The organism is Phycicoccus sp. Soil802, assembly GCF_001429605.1.
GTDB lineage: Bacteria > Actinomycetota > Actinomycetes > Actinomycetales > Dermatophilaceae > Pedococcus.
Genome location: NZ_LMSS01000005.1, coordinates 387152 through 404318 on the forward strand (window position 1 = coordinate 387152; position 17167 = coordinate 404318).

The following is a 17167-nucleotide window of genomic DNA, read 5'->3' on the forward strand; positions in this document are numbered from 1 at the left end:
CGTGCCACCTCGTGGCGGCTCTCGGCTGTCAGACCCTCCTGCCATGATTGGTACACCAGTTCGAAGCGGCTGCCCCGGTTCATCGCAGGGGGGACCGACGGGGCGTTGGGGGGTGTGCGATGACAGTGTCAGTGGCTGACCGACGAGCCGTGCCGTCCGCCTTGACCACTGCCGACCTGCGTGAGGTCCTGGGGCGCCTCCCCTTCCTCGACACCGAGGTGGACGACTCCGAGCGGATCGACCAGATCGGTCTGCTGGAGTCGATCAAGGCCGCCGCTGCGGGCGCCCAGGCGCGAGCGGCAGCGGCCTTCGCCGGGTCCCAGCGCGAGTCGCAGGCAGCCGCGGGCGTGCCGGCTCGCGAGCGAGGCAGGGGTGTCGCGGCGCAGATTGCCTTGGCGCGCAAGGACTCTCCCGCTCGTGGCTCCCGGCACCTCGGCCTGGCCGAAGCCTTGGTCCGCGAGCTTCCGCACACGACGGAGCACCTCGAGACGGGATCGGTCAGCGAGTGGCGGGCCACCATCGTCTGCCGTGAGACCGCCTGCCTCAGTCCGGAAGACCGCGCCACGGTCGACGCGGCACTTGCCGCCGACCTCCCGCAGCTCGGCGACCGTCAGGTCGAGGCCAGAGCCAAGGCGCTCGCCTGTCGGCTCGATGCGGCCGCGATGGCCAAGCGCGCGGCGAGGGCTCACAGCGAGCGCCGCGTGACCTGCGCCCGGCTCCCGACACGATGACCCACCTGACGGCACTGCTGCCGGTCGCCCAAGGCGTAGCGGTGCTCGCCGCATTGGAGCGGGCCGCCGGATCGGCGCGGGCCGAGGGTGACGAGCGCGGGCGCGGCCAGGTGATGGCCGACACCCTCGTCGAGCGGCTGACCGGTCAGACAACCGCAGCCGCGGTTCCGGTCGAGGTCCAGCTGGTCATGCCTGCAGCGCTCGGCGATGAGCCGTCCCGGCTGGGCGGGCACGTGCTGCCGGCGCAGACCGCACGCGACATCGTGTCCAGCGCAAGGCGGGCAGGCGCCCGCCTGACGATGCGCCGGGTGTTCACCAGCCCCGAGGGAGTCGACCTGGATCGCATCTCGTCACGCCGAGAGCCACTCCCGGATCACGTCGCCGAGCCCCCGCTCGACCAGCCAGACCGGCCCGGCGCGCCCGAGCCACCAGGCACCGACGTCAGCGCGTCAGGTCGACGGTTCACCGGCACGGTGCGGCGCTTCATCCTGCTGCGCGACCAGGCCTGCCGCACGCCGTGGTGCGACGCGCCCATCAGGCACGTCGACCACGCCATCGCCACCCGTGCCGACGGCGCCACGACCACGACGAACGGGCAGGGGCTCTGCGAGGCGTGCAACTACGCCAAGGAGGCGCCCGGCTGGCGGGCCAGGACGGTGCGGGCCGGACCCGGCCACACGGTGCGCACGACGACACCCACCGGTCACAGCTACGACTCGACTGCTCCGCCCCTGTTGCCTGCGCGGGTCCGCGCGGGGCCCATGGTCAGCGCACTGGAGAGTCATTACGGCGCGCTGCTGCTCACCGCCTGAGGCGGCTCAGGACGCAGTCTGCTCAGCGCCTGAGTCCACTCGGCGCCTGAGTCCACTCGGCGCCTGAGCCTGCTCAGCGCTTGACGAGGCGGCGGACCTGGCGCGAGCGCGCCTCATCAGCGATGGCGTCGTCCTGCGGCGCGGGCTCGAACGGCCTGCCGGTGGCCTGCTCCGCCGCGAGCCCGATCAGCGCGTCGGCGAGCCGAGGGTTGGCCGGGAGGATCGGGCCGTGCAGGTAGGACCCGAAGACGTTGCCGGTGCGGGCGCCCTCCGTGCCGTCGGTGCCGTTGTTGCCGAACCCGGACCGCACCCGCCCGAACGGCGCCTGCCCGTCACCGAGGGTGGTCGAGCCGGAGTGGTTCTCGTAGCCCACGACGTCGCCGAAGTCGGTCGAGAGCACCACCGGCCCGATCATCCGCTTGGCGTTGCCCTGGGTGGTGACGTCGAGGATGCCGAGACCGGGCAGGCGCTTGCCGTCGACGGTGATGAACGCGTTGCCGAGCAGCTGGTACATCCCGCAGATCATCAGCATCGGCGTGCCGCCATCGGCGAGGGAGCGCAGCCGGTCAGCGATCTGCTCGAGGTCGGCCTCGACACGCACCTGACCCGAGTCCTGGCCGCCGCCACCGACGACGAGGTGGGCCTGCTCCGGGAACTCGCCACCGGGGTGGTGCTGGTGGACGACCGGGCTGTAGCCGTGGCGCCGGATCCGGGCCGCAAGCGTGCGGGTGTTGCCGAGGTCGCCGTAGATACTCATCTCGCGGGGGTACAGGTGCACCACGTGGATGACGCCCTTGCCGGCGCGGTCGGCGTCCGGGACCAGCGCCGATTCCGCGGGCTCGCCGGGGATCGCGACGTCGGGTATGCCGCCGGGCCGGCTCATGACGCCTCCTCACCGATGTCGGGCAGGTCGTAGCGGGCGGCCAGCGTGCGACGCAATGCCATCATCGCGGTGTAGGTGCAGAAGATCCGCTTGGGCTCGTCGGGGTGCTCGGCGAGGAAGGCGTCGAGGGCCTGGTCGAGGTCGGGCTGCACGCCGGCCACCGGCACGTCGTCGTACTGCAGCCGCAACGCCATGTCGTAGCCGCGGACGCCGCTCGTCGTCGTGACGCCGCGCTCGCGGAGGGAGTCGAAGCTGACGTCGTAGAGCCACGAGACGTCGCGCCCGTCGGCGTAGTTGTCGTTGATGGCGATCATCGTCGCGACAGGGGTCGAGCCGTAGGTGCCGAGGGCCACGGTGAACCCGGCGGGGTTCTTCACGAGCACCAGCTCGAGGGGCTGACCGTCGACCATGACCACCTCGCCGCGACCGAACGGTGGCGTCACCGCCCGCAGGGCGGTCGCCGCCGCGGCCGGGTCGAACGCGTCACCGAGGAGCAGCCGGGCAGTGGCGGTTGCCGCCGTGGCGTTGATCATCGCGGCGAGCCCACGCTGCTGGAGCTCCAGCGGGCCGACGGTGCCGGAGCCCGCGCCACCGTCGCCGCCACCACCATCACCGAAGAGCACCTCGAAGGTGCGCTCGTCGCTCGGCTTGAGCAGGCCGTCCTCAGGTCCCGCGACCGGCGGGACGAAGTCGTCCTCGAACCGCACGTCCTGCTCCTGGAGCTCGGGCAGCCGATCGGCGATCGACGCGTCGACACCGAAGTAGCGCACCACGACCCCCTCGCCGACCTTGTCCCGGATCCGTGCGACGAAGGAGTCGTCGAGGTTGAGCACGACGCCGGTCGTCGCCTGCTCGGCCAGCGAGGCGAGCAGCTTGGCGGTGTGGTCGATCTCGGCGAACCGGTCGAGCTGGTCGCGAGCGACGTTGAGCAGCAGGGCATGCGTGGGCCGCACCGCCGCGGCGAACTTCAGGGCGTGTGCCTCGTCGAGCTCGAGCACCGCCAGGTCCGCCGTGAGACGCCCGCGCAGGGGCAGCTCGCCGAGCATCGACGAGATGACCCCGCGGGTGAAGTTGGAGCCGGTGGGGTTGGTGAAGACCGTGCGACCGTGCGCCCGCAGCACGGCGACCAGCATCTTCGTGGTCGTGGTCTTGCCGTTCGTGCCGGTGACGACCACGATCCCGCCCGGGACGTCGGCCAGGGCGTGCGCGAGGAACCCGGGGTCGACCCGTTCGGCGACCAGGCCGGGGAGGGCGGAGCCGCCTCCACGCAGCCGCGAGGCAGCCCTCGCCGCCTTGCCCGCGACCACCGCCGCCGTCGTCCTCAGCACGCCCCAAACCCTAGTGCGTGGTGGGACGCGCGCCTTCACCCGACCACGCGGCATACGATCCACGCATGTCGTCAGCGCCCTCGCCGCCATCGCCCCCAAATACCGCGCCCGACGAGACCTGGCTGGCGGGCGAGCGCCAGCGGCTGTGGAGCTTCGCGCGCGGCGCGGTGCACCCGTCCGGCGGCTTCGCGTGGCTCGACGACAGTGGGGTGCCGGAGCTCGAGCGACCGGTGCACGCCTGGCTGACCTGCCGGATGACGCATGTCGCTGCGCTCGAGGTGCTCCAGGGCAACACCGAGGCCCAGTCCGCGCTCGACCACGGCGTACGCGCCTTGCGGGAGGTGCTGCGCGACGCTGGGCACGGCGGCTGGTTCAGCGCCGTCGACCCGTCCACCCACGAGCCGGTGTCCTCGGTCAAGGGCTGCTACGACCACGCCTTCGTGCTGCTGGCCGCGTCCAGCGCCACCGCCGCCGGCCACCCCGACGGCCAGGCCGTGCTCGACCTCGCCCGCGAGGTCTTCGCGACGCACTTCTGGGACGAGACCGACGGGTTGGCCGTCGAGAGCTGGGACCGTGCTTGGCGCACCCCGGAGGACTACCGTGGCGCCAACGCCAACATGCACACCGTCGAGGCCCTGCTGGCCGTCCACGAGGTGACCGGTGATCCGGTGCCACGGGCGCAGGCCGCCCGGATCGTCGAGCACGTGGTGCACGGGTTCGCGCGCGGCAACGACTGGCGGCTCCCTGAGCACTTCACCGCCGACTGGCTGCCGCTGCTCGACTACAACCGGGACCACCCGGCCGACCAGTTCCGGCCCTACGGGGTCACCATCGGCCACCTCCTCGAGTGGTCGCGCCTGACGCTGCACCTGCGCACCGCCCTCGGCGCCGCGGCGCCGTCGTGGCTGCTCGACGACGCAGTGGCGCTGTTCGACACCGCTGTCGGGATCGGGTGGCACGCCGACGGCCAGGACGGGTTCGTCTACACGACCGACTTCGATGCCACGCCGGTCGTGCGCAACCGGCTCCACTGGGTGCTCGCCGAGGGGATCGGCGCGGCCTGGGCCCTCGGGCGAGCAGTGGACGACCCGTCCTACGGCGACTGGTATGCCGCGTGGTGGGCTCAGGCGGAGCGGTACTTCATCGACCGCGAGAACGGCTCGTGGCGGCACGAGCTCGACCAGTCGAACCGGCCGGCAGCAACCGTGTGGGCCGGCAAGCCCGACGTCTACCACGCCTACCAGGCCGCACTGCTGCCCTCGCTGGAGCCCGCTGCGTCCTTCGCCGGCGCCCTCAGAGCTGCAGGATCCGCGCGCTGATCTCGTAGGCCGCCGCGACGCCCCTCGGGTCGTGCAGCCCACCGGGGTCGTCGAGGACGGCCTGGGGGCGACGGCGAACTGCTGCGCTCGGGTCGCCGGACACGAGGTCGTCGCACAGGCCTGCGACGACCAGGTGGGCGTCGTGGTCGTCCAGCCCTTCCAGGGCGAGGCCGTTGTACAGCAAGGTCGCTGCCTCCTCGAACACCTCCCGCGCGAGGTCGAGGTCGACCTCTGGCCGCTCGGCTGCCACCCGCTCGGCGGTGGCGAGCAGCTGGTCGTAGGGCGGGTCGAAAGCGGGCGTGGTCATGCGCTGAGGGTCCAACGCCGAACGTTGACAGGCAAGCGAATATGCCCGGGCCGCGTCCGATTGCCCCGATTTGGAAGGCCTGTCACCGCAGATGTTCTAGGAGGAGTCACCGTGCCGGTGGAGGCGCGGGGCGGTCGGCCGGTCCTAGCGTCAAGTGACGCCCTGCGCTGGGCAGGGCGGTCATCCGCTATCGAAGGAGCACCATGCGCCTCACTCGTCTGCTCATCGTCCCGGCGGCAGCCGGGGCGCTCGTTCTCGTCGGCATGTCAGCCGCAAGCGCCGGTGAGATCACCGGCAACGGCAAGCCACCTGGTGGCGAAGGCCTCGGCTCCGCGCACGCCAACTCCATCTGCGCCTTCTCAGGGCTGGAGGACGGCGACGGAGCCGGCTTCCCCGGGCCCGGCGGAGCACCGCCCCAGAACTGGGGACACGTCCAGCAGGTCGAGCGCGCCAACGGCGCCACCGTCCAGGACCTGAAGGCGTCCGGCTTCCAGCCCGGCGACTCCTGCAACGGTCACCGCGGCTTCCTGGCCGGCGGCGGCGAAGAGCCGTAAGCCCTTCAGGGACAACGAACCTCGCAGGACAACGGACTCGCGTCCGCTCACCTCCGCCTCGCTCGTCAGAAGCGAGGCGGAGGCCTATCCCTCCTTGTTCGCCTTCAGGTCGTACGTGAAGTGCACGCCGACATCGAGTGAGCCATCCGGCTTCTGCGGCTTGTACTCGAGGTCGACCTTCGCGAACGCGAGGCCGACACTCTCGACCGTGGTGTCCCCCTCGTCGGAGACGCTTCCTTGAGGTGCGTGCCCGTGGCGCAGGCCTTCATCAGGCTCGGCGAGGACTTGTCGAGGTGGTGGGTGAAGGTCAGGTCCTGGAAGCTGACCTTGCCGGATCCGCCTCCACCCCCGTGGCCGAGGTTGCCCGCCTGGGACAGGCCCCACGCCCAGGACAGCACGTCGATCTCGTCCTTGTGCCTGGCATCCCGCGACTCGCCCTTGATCGTGCCGATCCGGGCGAAGATCGAGCTGGCCATGATGCGTCCTCCCCTGGGCTGACTCGTGGACTCCCCCAAGGTCGACCCGGCGCCAGCCGGTGTCAATCCCCCTGTCGCAGCGGCTCGGCTCGGGACATGCCGATGCCGGCCTTCATGACGAGGACGTGTTCTCCCCGAGGCTGTCCGCGCGCGCGGCACAATGTCGCTCGTGGAGCAGCAGCTCGGCGTGACCACGCTGTCGGACGGCACCGGCATCCGCTTCGCGGTCTCCGGCCGGGGCCCGGTGGCGATCTACGTGCCGGGCTGGGTGTCGCACCTCGAGCTCGGGTGGGCGGTCCCGGCCGAGCGCCAGTTCTACGAGGAGCTGGGCGACGGCCGCACCCTGGTGCGCTACGACCGGCCGGGGTGCGGGTTGTCGGAGCCCACCACCCGCACCGATGTCGTGGAGCTGGAGCTCGAGGTCCTGGCGGCGGTCGCTGCCGCAGTGGGGGCCGAGCGCTTCGACCTCGTCGGCGCCTCCTTCGGCGCACCCCTCGCCGTGCGGTGGGCCGCCCGTCATCCCGAGTCGGTGACGCGTCTGGTCCTGTATGGCGGGTGGGTCGACGGTGACGGTGTGGCCGCACCCGACGTGCGGGAGCACGTGCTGGGCCTCGTCGCGCAGCACTGGGGCTTCGCGTCGGACGTGCTGACGGAGATCTTCGCCCCGGACGCGGACGCCGGGTTCCGCGCTATGTTCTCGCGGTACCAACGGGACTCGGCTCCCTCGGCCTGGGCGCACCACCTGTTGGCGGCGTGCTATGCCATCGACGTCGCCGACGACCTCGGTCGGATCACGGCGCCCACGTCGGTCATCCACCGCCGCGAGGACCGGGCCGTGCCGCTGGCCGAGGGTGAGCGGTTGGCCGCAGGCATCGAGGGCGCGACGCTGACCGTGCTGCCGGGTCGCACCCACATCCCCTTCGCCGGAGATGCGCACACCCTGGTGAGCGCCATCCGCGGAGGGCTCGGGTTGCCGTCGCTGGACCGCGAGTCTCCACGGCCGTTGCTGACGCCACGCCAGCTGGAGGTGGCGGGGCTGGTGGCGCAGGGCTGGTCGAACCGACAGATCGCCGAGGGGCTGGTGATCACCGAGCGCTCGGCCGAGTCGCACGTCGAACGGATCCGCGCGCGGCTGGGGTTCCGGTCCCGGGCCCAGATCGCCGCCTGGTACGTCGCGTCCAACCTCGCGGGCTGACCTCGCCGGCTCAACGCGCGGACCGCGCGGGCTGACCTCGCAAGTGCGGTATTTCCACTGCTGACGGGGCCCGTCCGCCCCCGGCAGGCTCGACCCATGACCACTCAGACCGCGCCCGATCACCTGACGTTCCAACCACATCCGTTCCTCGGCCGCTTCAACTCCGCCTTCTTCTCGGCGATGGGCGGCTACATCAACTGGCACCTGCGACAGCACAAGGCCGCGGCCTTCGCCGACCTGCCGTCGACCGTGGTCGAGCTGGGATCGGGAGTCGGAGCGAACCTGCGCTACCTGCCGGCCGGTGCTCGCCTGATCGCGATCGAGCCCAACCCCTACATGCACCACCGGTTGCGGCGTGCGGCCCGCTCCCGTGGGGTCGACCTCGAGCTCCGCAGCGTCGTCGCCGAACGCATCGACCTGCCTGACGCCAGCACCGATGCAGTCATCTCGAGCCTGGTGCTGTGCAGCGTCCGCGATCCGGAGGCCGTCCTCGCCGAGATCCGTCGGATCCTGCGGCCGGGGGGACGCTTCAGCTTTGCCGAGCACGTTGCGGCGAAGCCCGGGACGGTGACGCGCTGGTCGCAGCGCGTCCTGCGCCGGCCGTGGGCCTGGACCTTCGAAGGCTGCTCGTGCGAGCGCGACCTGGCGGGGTCGATCCGGTCAGCCGGGTTCACGAAGGTGGAGCTGACTCGCTACCGGATCCACTCGCCGTTCCTGCCGTTCAACACCCACATCGCCGGCACGGCCACCACCTAGCCACCCGAGCAAACTCACGGGGCGCGAGGAGCCAGCCACGCGGCATACCGTCAGGCGGGGACGGACAGCCCTTGCAGGAAGGCCTGCCACCCGGGCTGCTCCCGCTGCACGTAAGCAGCAGCGTCTGCGGAGAACAGGTAGGCGCGCACCCCCGCGGTCGAGGTCCCTTCGCCTGCGCCGTGCGCGAAGGCGGTGAACATCCCGGGCACGGGTCCGGTGAGCCGGACCAGCGCCTGCCGCTCGCCGACCCGCTCGACGGTGCCGGTGGCGCCGCGGACCTCGACGGCCGACCCCTCGGCGCCCAGCCCGAGCGCGTCGCGGAGCGCCGACCAGACCGAACCCGCCTCACCGGGGTGGACCGCGCTGACCTCAAGCTGGGTGGCTTCCTGCCCGGGGAAGTGCGACAGGTAGAGGCGCAGGTTGTCGAAGAACGGCATCCAGCTGGCGCCCATGTCGTCCCAGAACTCCGACTCCCAGTCGGCGCCGGTCCCGAAGCCGCTGCTGGTGACGCGCACGACGCAGGTGCCACCGGACTGCGCCTCGACGAGGAACTCCGACGTGAGCGGGCTCAGGGCATCCGGGTCCTGCCCCATGAGGGCGGCCCAGTCCTCTTCGTACACGATGCGGCGGGGCGGGTCCCACTCGGTGACGTGGCCTTCGGAGCCCATCTCGGGACCCATCTCGAAGTGCAGGGCACCGCCCTGGCGCTCCTCCAGCTCGGTCGGCAGGAACCAGGCGCTCATGCCTTTCGCCGTGGCGATGGCCTGCCAGACCTGTTCCGGGGTGCCGGGCACCTCGACGCTGAACTCCAGGCGGTACGGGACGTTCGGGATGGTGCTCATCAGCTCTCCTCGGGAAGTGGGTGGGCGGCGACGACGAGCCGGTGCGGACGCCCGTCGTCATGGTGGTAGCGAGCGGCCAGGTCGAGCACCGCGGCGGTCAGGTCGTCGGCGAAGGCGGCGCGATCAGCGGCCGACCGGAAGCCGATCTGGGTGTCGATGGTCAGGGTGGGGAGGCGCTTGCCGGTGGCGCCCGCGCGGCGGGACAGCGCGCCGACCTCCCGCACCAGCCGACCGGCCAAGGCGACGAGGTATGCCGCCGAGAGGTGGTCGTCGTTGGCGTCCGGGTCGGCCGCTGACGCGGACACGGCGGCCGGCGACACGACGTACGAGGCCGCGGAAGCCTGCAACACACGCTCGGTGATGCCCCCGTGGCGGCGCTCCTCGGACAGGGTCACCAGGCCGTGCCCCTCGAGCGCCTTGAGGTGGTAGTTGACCTTCTGGCGGGCGATGCCGACCTTGGCCGCGAGGCCGGCCGCAGAGGCTGGGACGGCCAGCTCGCCGAGCAGCCGGGCCCGGACCGGGTCCAGCGCGGCGGCGGCTGCGTCCGCGCTCTCGATGACTTCGACGTCGTGCATGGTGTCGATGGTGCCCCTTGACAATTATTCTTGTCAAGGGATCCGTCTGACAGGATCTGGGCATGCGCGGCGCCGGAGGACAGATGAGAGCCGTCGTCCACGACCGGTACGGGGGCCCGGACGTGTTGCGGGTCGAGGACGTCCCCACCCCGTCCCCTGCGGGTGGGCAGGTCTTGCTGAAGGTCGCAGCGACATCGATCAACCTCAGCGACTGGGAGGGCCTGCGCGGGTCACCGTTCTATGCGCGCCTGGGCGGGCTCCGCTCGCCCCGACGCCCCACCCTCGGCTCGGACATCGCCGGACTCGTCGAGGCCGTCGGCACCGGCGTGACGCGGTTCCGGCCGGGCGACGAGGTCTACGGAGACAACCTGCAGCTCATGGGCGGGTTCGCCGAGTATGCGGTCGCACCCGAGTCGGCCCTGGCCCGCAAGCCGACGGAGCTGACCTTCGTCGAGGCGTCGACGATCCCGCAGGCCGGCGCGATCGCCCTCCAGGGCACGGCCCGTGCCTCGGCGGGATGCCGAGTCCTCATCAACGGCGCGGGTGGCGGATCCGGATCGTTCGCCATCCAGCTGGCCAAGCGCCGGGGCGCGCACGTCACCGCCGTCGACAACGCAGCCAAGCTGGACTACCTGCGAAGCCTCGGGGCCGATGAGGTCATCGACTACCGCCGTGACGACTTCACCCGGGGCCCCGACCGGTACGACCTCATCCTGGACCTGGTCGCCCACCGGTCGGTGTTCGCCTACCGTCGCGCGCTCGCTCCCGGTGGCCGGTACCAGTGCGTCGGAGGGTCGGTCCGAGCGCTGTTGCGGGTGCTCACGATCGGAGCGACCGCGGGCCTGCTCACCGGTCGCCGCCTGGGGGTGTTGGCCGTGAAGCCGGGCCCGGCCCACTTCCAGCCCCTGACTGAGCTGTGCGTCGCTGGTGAGGTGGGGATCCACGTCGATCGCACCTGCACGCTCGACGAGGTGCCGGAGGCGCTGGCCCACGTCGGCGAGGGCCGCGCCCTCGGCAAGGTCGTCATCGTCCCGACGTGAACCGGTGCCAGAAGGTCAGTCGACCAGGTCGATCAACCGGCGCAGCGCCGCGACGTGGTCGCGCAACGCCTTCCGGCCAGTGGAGGTCAGTGTGATCCACGTCGTGCGGCGTCCCGCCAGGACACCCTTGCGCACACGCACGTAGCCGGCGTCTGCCAGCGCCGAGATGTGCTTGGAGAGCACCGAGTCGCTGACCTCGAGGGCCGTGCGCAGCGTGGCGAACTCGGCCTCGGAGACCGCAGAGAGGATCGTCATCGCCTGAAGCCGCGCTGGCGCGTGGATCAGCTGGTCGAGCTCGGGCATCAGCTGCCGACCACCAGCACGGCGAAACCCACGAGCGCAGCCACGGCGAGAAGGGCAAGGACCCGAGGAGAGGCGCCGCCCGCGCGCTCGACAGGGTCGCGCCGGTAGGCCCGCCACCAACGCCAGGCACCCAGCGAGTAGCCGGCCCCACCCACGGCTGCCGCGGTCACGACGAGCCACCAGCGCGACTCGAAGGCGGCCCAGGTCGCGGCCACGAAGGCGCCCAGGTAGACCAGCGTAGACAGCGTCCCCGTGCCGAGGATGATCGTGCTGGCCAGGCCGTCGACCCTGACGCCGTTGATCCGCCGGAACCGGACGACGACGAGCGCAGCAACGCCCAGGAAGGCCGCCGCCCCGGCCAGGGCGACCGCCAGCCCGGTGGTCGTCTGGGCGGCAACCCCGTAGGCAGCCGCGCCCATCTGGCTCGCGATCGCGACGGCCAACACGGGGAACAGCCCGCTGGGCAAGCGGAGGCTGGTGGCCAGCCGGTCACGGGCGCGGTCTGCCGCCGCGAGGGCGGACAGCGGGTCGTCCGGGCGCTGGGGCAGCGGCATACTTTCCATGTTGGAAAGCATGCCCGCTACTTTCCAATTTGGCAAGTAGCGGTTGGGCCCGTCTCCGCGTGCATGCGACGGTGGGCACCTCTTTCGCACCCAGCCTCCGCGGCCTACCGTCAGGGATGAGGGATCCGTCGTTGCGGAGAGTGCCATGAGGAAAGCCTGGGAGCTCCTGACCTCGGGACCGGAGGATGCGGACCGGTCCGTCCTGCTCCTCCCGGGCGGAGCCAACGCAGCCCGCTCGTTCGACCTCGTGATGGCCGAGCCGGTCCTGTCCGGGGTGCGCCTGATCGCCACGACCCTGCCTGGCATGGCCGGTGCGCCGTTGGGCGAGGACGGGTCCGTCCCCGCCATGGCCCGTCGGGTCGGCGAGCTGGCTACGGTGCACCGCTGCGACGTGCTCGTGGGGTTCTCCCACGGCGCCACCGTGGCGCTGGAGGCGCTGCTGTCCGGTCACTTCCGCGGGCCGGTGGTGCTGCTCGGGATCAGCCTGACCCCCGAGGACGAAGCGTGGTTCTTCCGCGCCGTCGTGCGGGCCTCGCAGAAGGTGGGCCCGTGGCCGATGGCCACATTGCTGCGCCTCCTGCCCCTGATGGTCCGGTCCGCCAAGCTGCCCGAACCGCACAAGCGCGAGCTGGTCGCGGACCTCAGACAGAACAAGGCACGGGACTCGGTCCGCGTCAGCGGCGACTACCTCGACTACATCGCCGCGGACGCCGACTACGCCACCCGGCTGGCCGCGGCCGGCACACCGGTCTGGGTGGTCCACGCCGAGAAGGGGGATGGCGGTCTCACCGACGCCGAGCGTGCCACTCTCCAGACGGCTGCCCAGGTGACGCTCGTGACGATCCCGGGTGCGGTGTTCCTCCTCCCTGACGAGGCGCCGCAGCAGACGGCGGCGGTGATCGCCAGCGCCCTTTCGCACGCGGTCTGATCGGCTTCCGCAGCACCCACCCGAGGTCGAGCTGGTGGGTGCTGCCCTCGAGCGGGCCTAGCGTGCTGCAGAGAGGATCAGCGCGACCACCGCATCCGGGTGGCTCATCATCGCGACGTGCGAGCTGCCGATCTCGACGGTCGTGGCTCCTGCGCGGTGTGCCATGGCCCGCTCTGCCTCGGGCGGGATCGTGTGATCCTGCGAGGCCACGAGGTACCAGCTCGGGATCTGCTTCCAAGCGGGCGCACCCGACGGAGTGAAGAGGACGGAGAGGGCGACCGGACGTTGCGACGCGGCCAGGGTGGACACCCGCTTCGGGGACAGGTCGGCCGCGAACAAGCTGCCGAAGAACGCCGGATCGATGTATCCGTCCGCGTCGCCTGGAGGGCCGCCCGGGTAGGGGCGGATGACGAGGTGTTCGGCCAGGGAGGAGTGGCCACCTCCCAGCTCGTTCGCCTCGATGACGCGTTCCCCCTCGTCCAGCGCGTAGCCGGCCACGTAGACCAGCGACTTGACGTTCGGGTTGCCGGTCGCCGCGTTGGTGATCACTGCCCCGCCGTAGGAGTGCCCCACAAGGACGATCGGACCCTGGACCGTCGCGAGGATGGAGCGGACGTACTCGGCATCCGAGTTGAGACCGCGCAGAGGGTTGGCCACGGCGAGCACCGTGACACCCCGCTTCTGCAGGCTGGTGGTCACGTCGTTCCAGCCGGAGGCGTCGGCGAACGCCCCGTGCACGAGCACGACGGTGGGCTGTGGCCCCGTGGGTGCTTGTCTCGGCTGGGCGTCAGCCGAACCGGTGAGCGACAGAGCCGTGAGAGCGGCCGCGGCCGCGAGCGCCAGTGCCATGCGGAACGTGGGTCTACGGCCCCCACTGTTGACGATGTGCATGTGTCTCTCCTCAGACCTAAGTCGTGCTGCGACGTATGGGGGTCAGCGCCTAGCTGTTGTTCGCGGGGGCAGCTGCACCGAGCCGCTTCGAGGCGAGCCACTCGAGCGTGACGTCGGCGACGCTGCGCCAGCCGCTGTCGATGGTCAGCGAGTGCCCGCGGCCGTCGAACTCGTGGTACTCGGTGATCGACGACGGGTTGTCCGCGTACATCCCCAGCACCTCAAGCGTCACGGCCTTCGGCACGGTGTGGTCTTCGCTGCCAGAGATCAGCAGGAGGGGGCCGCGCACCGCTGCGTGGGTGTCCACGGCTGCTGGTGAGTTGCGCCGGAAGTTCGCCGTCGCATCCTCGAACAGTGGGCGACCCGGACCGGGGATGGTCCAGGCTGCGTGCAGGGCGTCGGACTCCTCTTCCGAGACGGCGTTGCCGAAGCTGTAGCGGAACTGTTTGGCGGTCAGCGAAACGGTGCGCTTCTTGTTCGCGGGGTTGCCCAGCACCGGGAAGCCAGAGCGCAGCTGCGAGAAGGGCAGCGTCTTGACTCCCTTGATGGGGGCCGGGTCGATCGCGACCGCAGCGACCGCAAGGTCGTTCGCGAGGAGCTCCTGGGCGATGAGTCCGCCGAAGGAGTGCCCCACGACGATCGGCTTGGCGTCAAGCGACTCGATGTGGTCGGCGTAGTGGTGGCAGATCTCCAGGATTCCCACGCCATCAAGCGCCTCGGGGTTGGCCCGCGTGGCCTCGACCGTGTCGGCGTCGCCCGGCCACCCCGGCGCGCTCGGTTCGTAGCCCTCCGAGGCGAACAGCTCGATCCATGGCGCCCAGGCCGTCGAGTGGATCCATAGACCGTGGATGAAGACAACCGGTGTTCCCGACATGACTAGCCCCTTCGTGGTGATGACTGTCTGGTTGTGGATTGGTCCTCCGGTCCCGCGGGTACGCGGGCCCTAGAGGTCTTTCGTGAGTCCGCCGTCGATGAGGAAGTCAGCGCCGGTCACGTTGCCGGCGCGATTGCTCGCCAGGAGGAGGACCAGGTCCGCGACCTCTTCTGGTTCGGTGAACCGCCCGGTCGAGAAGCCCCCACCGGCCGCGATGATCCGGGTCCTGGCCTCGTCGAACGAGATGCCGGAGCTCTTCGCCACCGTCGCTGCCACGCCGGTCTCTCCGAGCCAGAGCGGGGTCGAGACGGGTCCCGGGCTGATCGTGTTGAACCGCAGGCCTTGGGGGCCGAACTCCTTGGAGAGGGACTTGGAGAGGTTCCAGACGGCCGCCTTCGCAGCGGAGTAGTCGATCACGCCCGGGTCCGGCAGGAACGCGTTGACGGAGGCAATGGTGACCACGTTGCCCGAACCGCGTTCGAGGAGGTGCGGGATGGCCGCACGGGTGGTGCGCACCGTGGCCATGAGGTCGAGGTTCAGGGTGCTGTGCCAGTCCTCGTCGGTGACGGAGAGGAATCCTCCCGTGCGGGGGACCACGGCACCGACGTTGTTCACGACGATGTCGAGTCCGCCGAAGTGCTCGACGCGGGCTACGAGCTCCGCAACACCGTCGGCCGTGGAGAGGTCAACTGCCACGGCCATGACCTGACCGGTGTCCGCGAGGGCAACGAGCTCGTTGCTGATCGTGCGCGAACCCGCGACGACGCGGACGCCCTCCGCCACGAGGGCTCGCGTGACGGCGAGGCCGATCCCCTTGCTGGCGCCGGTGACCACGGCGACCTTGTCAGCCAGGTTGAGGTCCACGTGCCGACGGTAGGCCAGCCACCGGTCGCGAGCCTGTCCCTGCTACTACCCCCTAGCGGCGAGGGTCGCGAGTGCGTCGGCGGAGGGAGTCCCCGGCTCGGCGTGGTAGATGAAGATCGACTGGCCGTCCGTGCCCGTCAGCGGCAGGCGGGCGAAGTGCAGCGTGAGCCGGCCGACCTCCGGATGCCGCAAGACGTGCGTTCCGTCGGAGACCTGGACGACGTCGTTGCGGTCCCACAGCTCACGGAAGCGACTGCTCTGTTTCGAGAGCTCGGCAACCAGCGACTGCAGTTGCGGATCGGTGCTGCGTTGGGCAGACATCGATCGCAGGAGGCCTACCGACCTCGCGCTGAGACCTTCCCAGCCTTCGTGCAGGGCCCGCTCGCGCGGGTCGGTCAGGAGCGACACAAGGCTGTTCACACCCACCCGAAACGTCGGGCTGATCGCCCTGGCCAGGGCATTGGTCGCCAGCACGTCGATGCGTCGGTTGTGGACCACAGCCGCGGTGAGCGGCCACGCGTCGATCAGCCACCGCACTCCGTCGGACACCTCATCACCCACCTCCGCGCGCTGCGGCAGCGGCGTCCTCGCCAGCTCGTGCAGGTATGCCGTGGCGACCTCGTCGAGCAGCAGGGCTCGAGCAAGCGCATCGAGGACCTGGTCGGACGGGTGCGACTCCCGCCCCTGTTCAAGCCGCAGGTAGTACTCGGTGCTGATCCCGGCACGGATCGCCACCTCGTCACGGCGCAGACCCGGGACGCGTCGCCGCTCGTAGCCGACGGGGAACCCCACGTCCTCCGGATGGACGAGCTCGCGCCGCGCCCTGAGGTAGTCGCCCAGCTGGCTGCGGGTTGCCATGACTCATTCTGGCTCACGCGTGGCGCGTGCCTCGGAGCCTCGGCGCCTCGGCGCCTCGAAAGAGGGACTTCCGAGCGGCTCCGCGCCGTCGCCGGACTGGGCACTTGCCTGCCCCACGGCGGGTGGCGGAGGATGCGTGATGGTCCGGCAGGAAGGGGCGACCTTGAGACTCGAGCGCTTGCACCGGGTCAGGCTCGTCCCGGCCACCGTGCCGTTGCTGGACGCGCTGACCGCGCGAAACGACGACCCGACGCGGTTCGAGGAGCTGATCGGCTCGCCGGCGCCAGACGGGTGGCCCGAGTTCCCCGAGTCCATCGACTTCACCTTGACGCATCTGCAGAAGGCGTCGGAGGCGGAGCGCCCGTGGTCGATGCAGTTCTTCGTCGACCAGGCCACCGGGCAGCTCGTCGGCTCAGGTGGGTTCGCCGCCCCACCCGTCGAGCGCACTGTCGAGATCGGCTACGAGGTGGCCCCCGAGTTCCGGGGCCAGGGGTTCGGCGTGGCCGCCGCGCGGGCACTGGTCGAGTCGGCCGTGTCCACCGGTGAGGTCGATCACGTCACAGCACACACCCTGCCAGGACCAAACCCGTCAACCGGCGTCCTCGCGTCGCTCGGCTTCCAGCACATCGCCGACCAAGAGGATCCTGAGGTCGGCGCGGTGTGGGAGTGGCGGTGGAGCCGGCCGTCGGGCACCTGAAGGAGCCCCACAGCGGTCACGAGGCCCGTGCTGCTGGCCTTGATCGCATCGCCGCTTGCCCTGCGCGGATGGTCCTTCCCTGCAGCGGGCCGCCGAGGGACGCACTGATCCAGCAGATGTCGAAGAGGCCTGCCGTGAGGGGGAGGAGGCCCCAGGCCCCTGCCGCAATCCCCCACCAGTGGTCGCGGGCGACCCAGGCGAAGCAGAGCCAGGCCACGCCGGCGGCGAGTCGGAACGCCCGGCCACTCGGCCCGTTGACCCACTGCGAGAACGCGGTCGCGTTGAACCGATCGGCCCTGGACATCAGAGCCTCCCATCCGGGTTGTGCGTCCATCGCTTTCTCCTGACTCCGCGTGCTTCCTGCTGACAGA

22 protein-coding genes are annotated in these 17167 nt (G+C 70.9%); 9 read left to right on the forward strand and 13 right to left on the reverse strand.

What is annotated here, in order from left to right; genetic code table 11:
• The first annotated feature begins 131 nt into the window (after positions 1-131).
• Together ASG91_RS21060 and ASG91_RS21065 are read left to right on the forward strand one after the other, a co-directional pair.
• Positions 132-731 (forward strand): DUF222 domain-containing protein, encoded by a 600-nt coding sequence (locus ASG91_RS21060; RefSeq protein WP_200961300.1) that lies wholly within the window; start codon positions 132-134, stop codon positions 729-731.
• The gene (locus tag ASG91_RS21065; protein ID WP_200961301.1) at positions 728-1543 is read left to right on the forward strand and encodes an HNH endonuclease; all 816 of its coding nucleotides are present in this window, start codon (positions 728-730) and stop codon (positions 1541-1543) included. Before ASG91_RS21060 ends, ASG91_RS21065 begins: the two co-directional genes overlap by 4 nt.
• 73 nt (positions 1544-1616) lie before the next feature.
• Here ASG91_RS21065 and ASG91_RS12920 read toward each other — a convergent pair whose 3' ends face one another.
• Both ASG91_RS12920 and ASG91_RS12925 read right to left on the reverse strand, forming a co-directional pair.
• The gene (locus tag ASG91_RS12920; protein ID WP_082594154.1) at positions 1617-2426 is read right to left on the reverse strand and encodes a type 1 glutamine amidotransferase; all 810 of its coding nucleotides are present in this window, start codon (positions 2424-2426) and stop codon (positions 1617-1619) included.
• Positions 2423-3754 (reverse strand): Mur ligase family protein, encoded by a 1332-nt coding sequence (locus tag ASG91_RS12925; protein ID WP_056923023.1) that lies wholly within the window; start codon positions 3752-3754, stop codon positions 2423-2425. Before ASG91_RS12925 ends, ASG91_RS12920 begins: the two co-directional genes overlap by 4 nt.
• Before the next feature lie 65 nt (positions 3755-3819).
• Here ASG91_RS12925 and ASG91_RS12930 point away from each other — a divergent pair, with 65 nt between their 5' ends.
• Positions 3820-5073, forward strand: a complete 1254-nt coding sequence (locus ASG91_RS12930) for an AGE family epimerase/isomerase (protein WP_056923024.1) — start codon at positions 3820-3822, stop codon at positions 5071-5073.
• Here ASG91_RS12930 and ASG91_RS12935 read toward each other — a convergent pair.
• Complete coding sequence (locus ASG91_RS12935; RefSeq protein WP_056923025.1) at positions 5048-5380, reverse strand: hypothetical protein; 333 nt, start codon at positions 5378-5380, stop codon at positions 5048-5050. The two genes, ASG91_RS12930 and ASG91_RS12935, sit on opposite strands and share 26 nt — an antisense overlap.
• Positions 5381-5583: 203 nt before the next feature.
• On the opposite strand from ASG91_RS12935, the gene ASG91_RS12940 reads away from it, so the two are divergent.
• The gene (locus ASG91_RS12940) at positions 5584-5934 is read left to right on the forward strand and encodes a hypothetical protein (protein ID WP_056923026.1); all 351 of its coding nucleotides are present in this window, start codon (positions 5584-5586) and stop codon (positions 5932-5934) included.
• A 104-nt stretch (positions 5935-6038) separates the two neighbouring features.
• On the opposite strand, the gene ASG91_RS20265 is transcribed toward ASG91_RS12940, so the two are convergent.
• Positions 6039-6410 carry a type VI secretion system tube protein Hcp gene (locus ASG91_RS20265; protein WP_235543395.1) on the reverse strand — a complete coding sequence of 124 codons (372 nt, stop codon included), beginning with the start codon at positions 6408-6410 and terminating at the stop codon, positions 6039-6041.
• Between the two features lie 160 nt (positions 6411-6570).
• On the opposite strand from ASG91_RS20265, the gene ASG91_RS12950 reads away from it, so the two are divergent.
• Complete coding sequence (locus tag ASG91_RS12950) at positions 6571-7605, forward strand: alpha/beta fold hydrolase (protein WP_056923028.1); 1035 nt, start codon at positions 6571-6573, stop codon at positions 7603-7605.
• A 96-nt stretch (positions 7606-7701) separates the two neighbouring features.
• Positions 7702-8361, forward strand: a complete 660-nt coding sequence (locus ASG91_RS12955) for a class I SAM-dependent methyltransferase (protein ID WP_056923029.1) — start codon at positions 7702-7704, stop codon at positions 8359-8361.
• A 50-nt stretch (positions 8362-8411) separates the two neighbouring features.
• On the opposite strand, the gene ASG91_RS12960 is transcribed toward ASG91_RS12955, so the two are convergent.
• Positions 8412-9203, reverse strand: a complete 792-nt coding sequence (locus ASG91_RS12960; RefSeq protein ID WP_056923030.1) for an SRPBCC domain-containing protein — start codon at positions 9201-9203, stop codon at positions 8412-8414.
• Positions 9203-9778 carry a helix-turn-helix domain-containing protein gene (locus tag ASG91_RS12965; RefSeq protein WP_056923031.1) on the reverse strand — a complete coding sequence of 192 codons (576 nt, stop codon included), beginning with the start codon at positions 9776-9778 and terminating at the stop codon, positions 9203-9205. Before ASG91_RS12965 ends, ASG91_RS12960 begins: the two co-directional genes overlap by 1 nt.
• Before the next feature lie 62 nt (positions 9779-9840).
• Here ASG91_RS12965 and ASG91_RS12970 point away from each other — a divergent pair, with 62 nt between their 5' ends.
• Positions 9841-10818 carry an NAD(P)-dependent alcohol dehydrogenase gene (locus tag ASG91_RS12970; protein WP_235543392.1) on the forward strand — a complete coding sequence of 326 codons (978 nt, stop codon included), beginning with the start codon at positions 9841-9843 and terminating at the stop codon, positions 10816-10818.
• A gap of 15 nt (positions 10819-10833) precedes the next feature.
• Here the strand turns inward: ASG91_RS12970 and ASG91_RS12975 are convergent, their stop codons facing one another.
• Positions 10834-11121, reverse strand: coding sequence for a transcriptional regulator (locus ASG91_RS12975; protein WP_056923032.1), 288 nt, complete (start codon positions 11119-11121; stop codon positions 10834-10836).
• Complete coding sequence (locus tag ASG91_RS12980) at positions 11121-11696, reverse strand: hypothetical protein (RefSeq protein ID WP_157606343.1); 576 nt, start codon at positions 11694-11696, stop codon at positions 11121-11123. Before ASG91_RS12980 ends, ASG91_RS12975 begins: the two co-directional genes overlap by 1 nt.
• A 133-nt stretch (positions 11697-11829) precedes the next feature.
• Here ASG91_RS12980 and ASG91_RS12985 point away from each other — a divergent pair, with 133 nt between their 5' ends.
• Entirely contained in the window at positions 11830-12612 is a 783-nt protein-coding gene (locus ASG91_RS12985) for an alpha/beta fold hydrolase (RefSeq protein ID WP_056923034.1), read from the forward strand.
• A gap of 57 nt (positions 12613-12669) precedes the next feature.
• On the opposite strand, the gene ASG91_RS12990 is transcribed toward ASG91_RS12985, so the two are convergent.
• The 4 genes from ASG91_RS12990 to ASG91_RS13005 all read right to left on the reverse strand — a co-directional run bounded on the left by ASG91_RS12990 (position 12670) and on the right by ASG91_RS13005 (position 16099).
• Complete coding sequence (locus tag ASG91_RS12990; RefSeq protein ID WP_056923035.1) at positions 12670-13503, reverse strand: alpha/beta hydrolase; 834 nt, start codon at positions 13501-13503, stop codon at positions 12670-12672.
• A gap of 49 nt (positions 13504-13552) precedes the next feature.
• Positions 13553-14377 carry a carboxylesterase gene (locus tag ASG91_RS12995; protein ID WP_056923036.1) on the reverse strand — a complete coding sequence of 275 codons (825 nt, stop codon included), beginning with the start codon at positions 14375-14377 and terminating at the stop codon, positions 13553-13555.
• Between the two features lie 69 nt (positions 14378-14446).
• A complete protein-coding gene (locus ASG91_RS13000) occupies positions 14447-15241 on the reverse strand; it encodes an oxidoreductase (protein ID WP_056923037.1) in 795 nt (264 codons plus the stop codon).
• Positions 15242-15286: 45 nt separating this feature from the next.
• Entirely contained in the window at positions 15287-16099 is an 813-nt protein-coding gene (locus tag ASG91_RS13005) for a helix-turn-helix transcriptional regulator (RefSeq protein WP_056923038.1), read from the reverse strand.
• Positions 16100-16262: 163 nt separating this feature from the next.
• Between ASG91_RS13005 and ASG91_RS13010 the strand changes: the two genes are divergently transcribed.
• Complete coding sequence (locus ASG91_RS13010) at positions 16263-16796, forward strand: GNAT family N-acetyltransferase (protein WP_200961303.1); 534 nt, start codon at positions 16263-16265, stop codon at positions 16794-16796.
• Between the two features lie 16 nt (positions 16797-16812).
• Here the strand turns inward: ASG91_RS13010 and ASG91_RS13015 are convergent, their stop codons facing one another.
• Positions 16813-17100: a DUF2892 domain-containing protein gene (locus ASG91_RS13015; protein WP_157606344.1), complete on the reverse strand. Its 288-nt coding sequence runs from the start codon at positions 17098-17100 to the stop codon at positions 16813-16815.
• Positions 17101-17167: the final 67 nt, after the last annotated feature.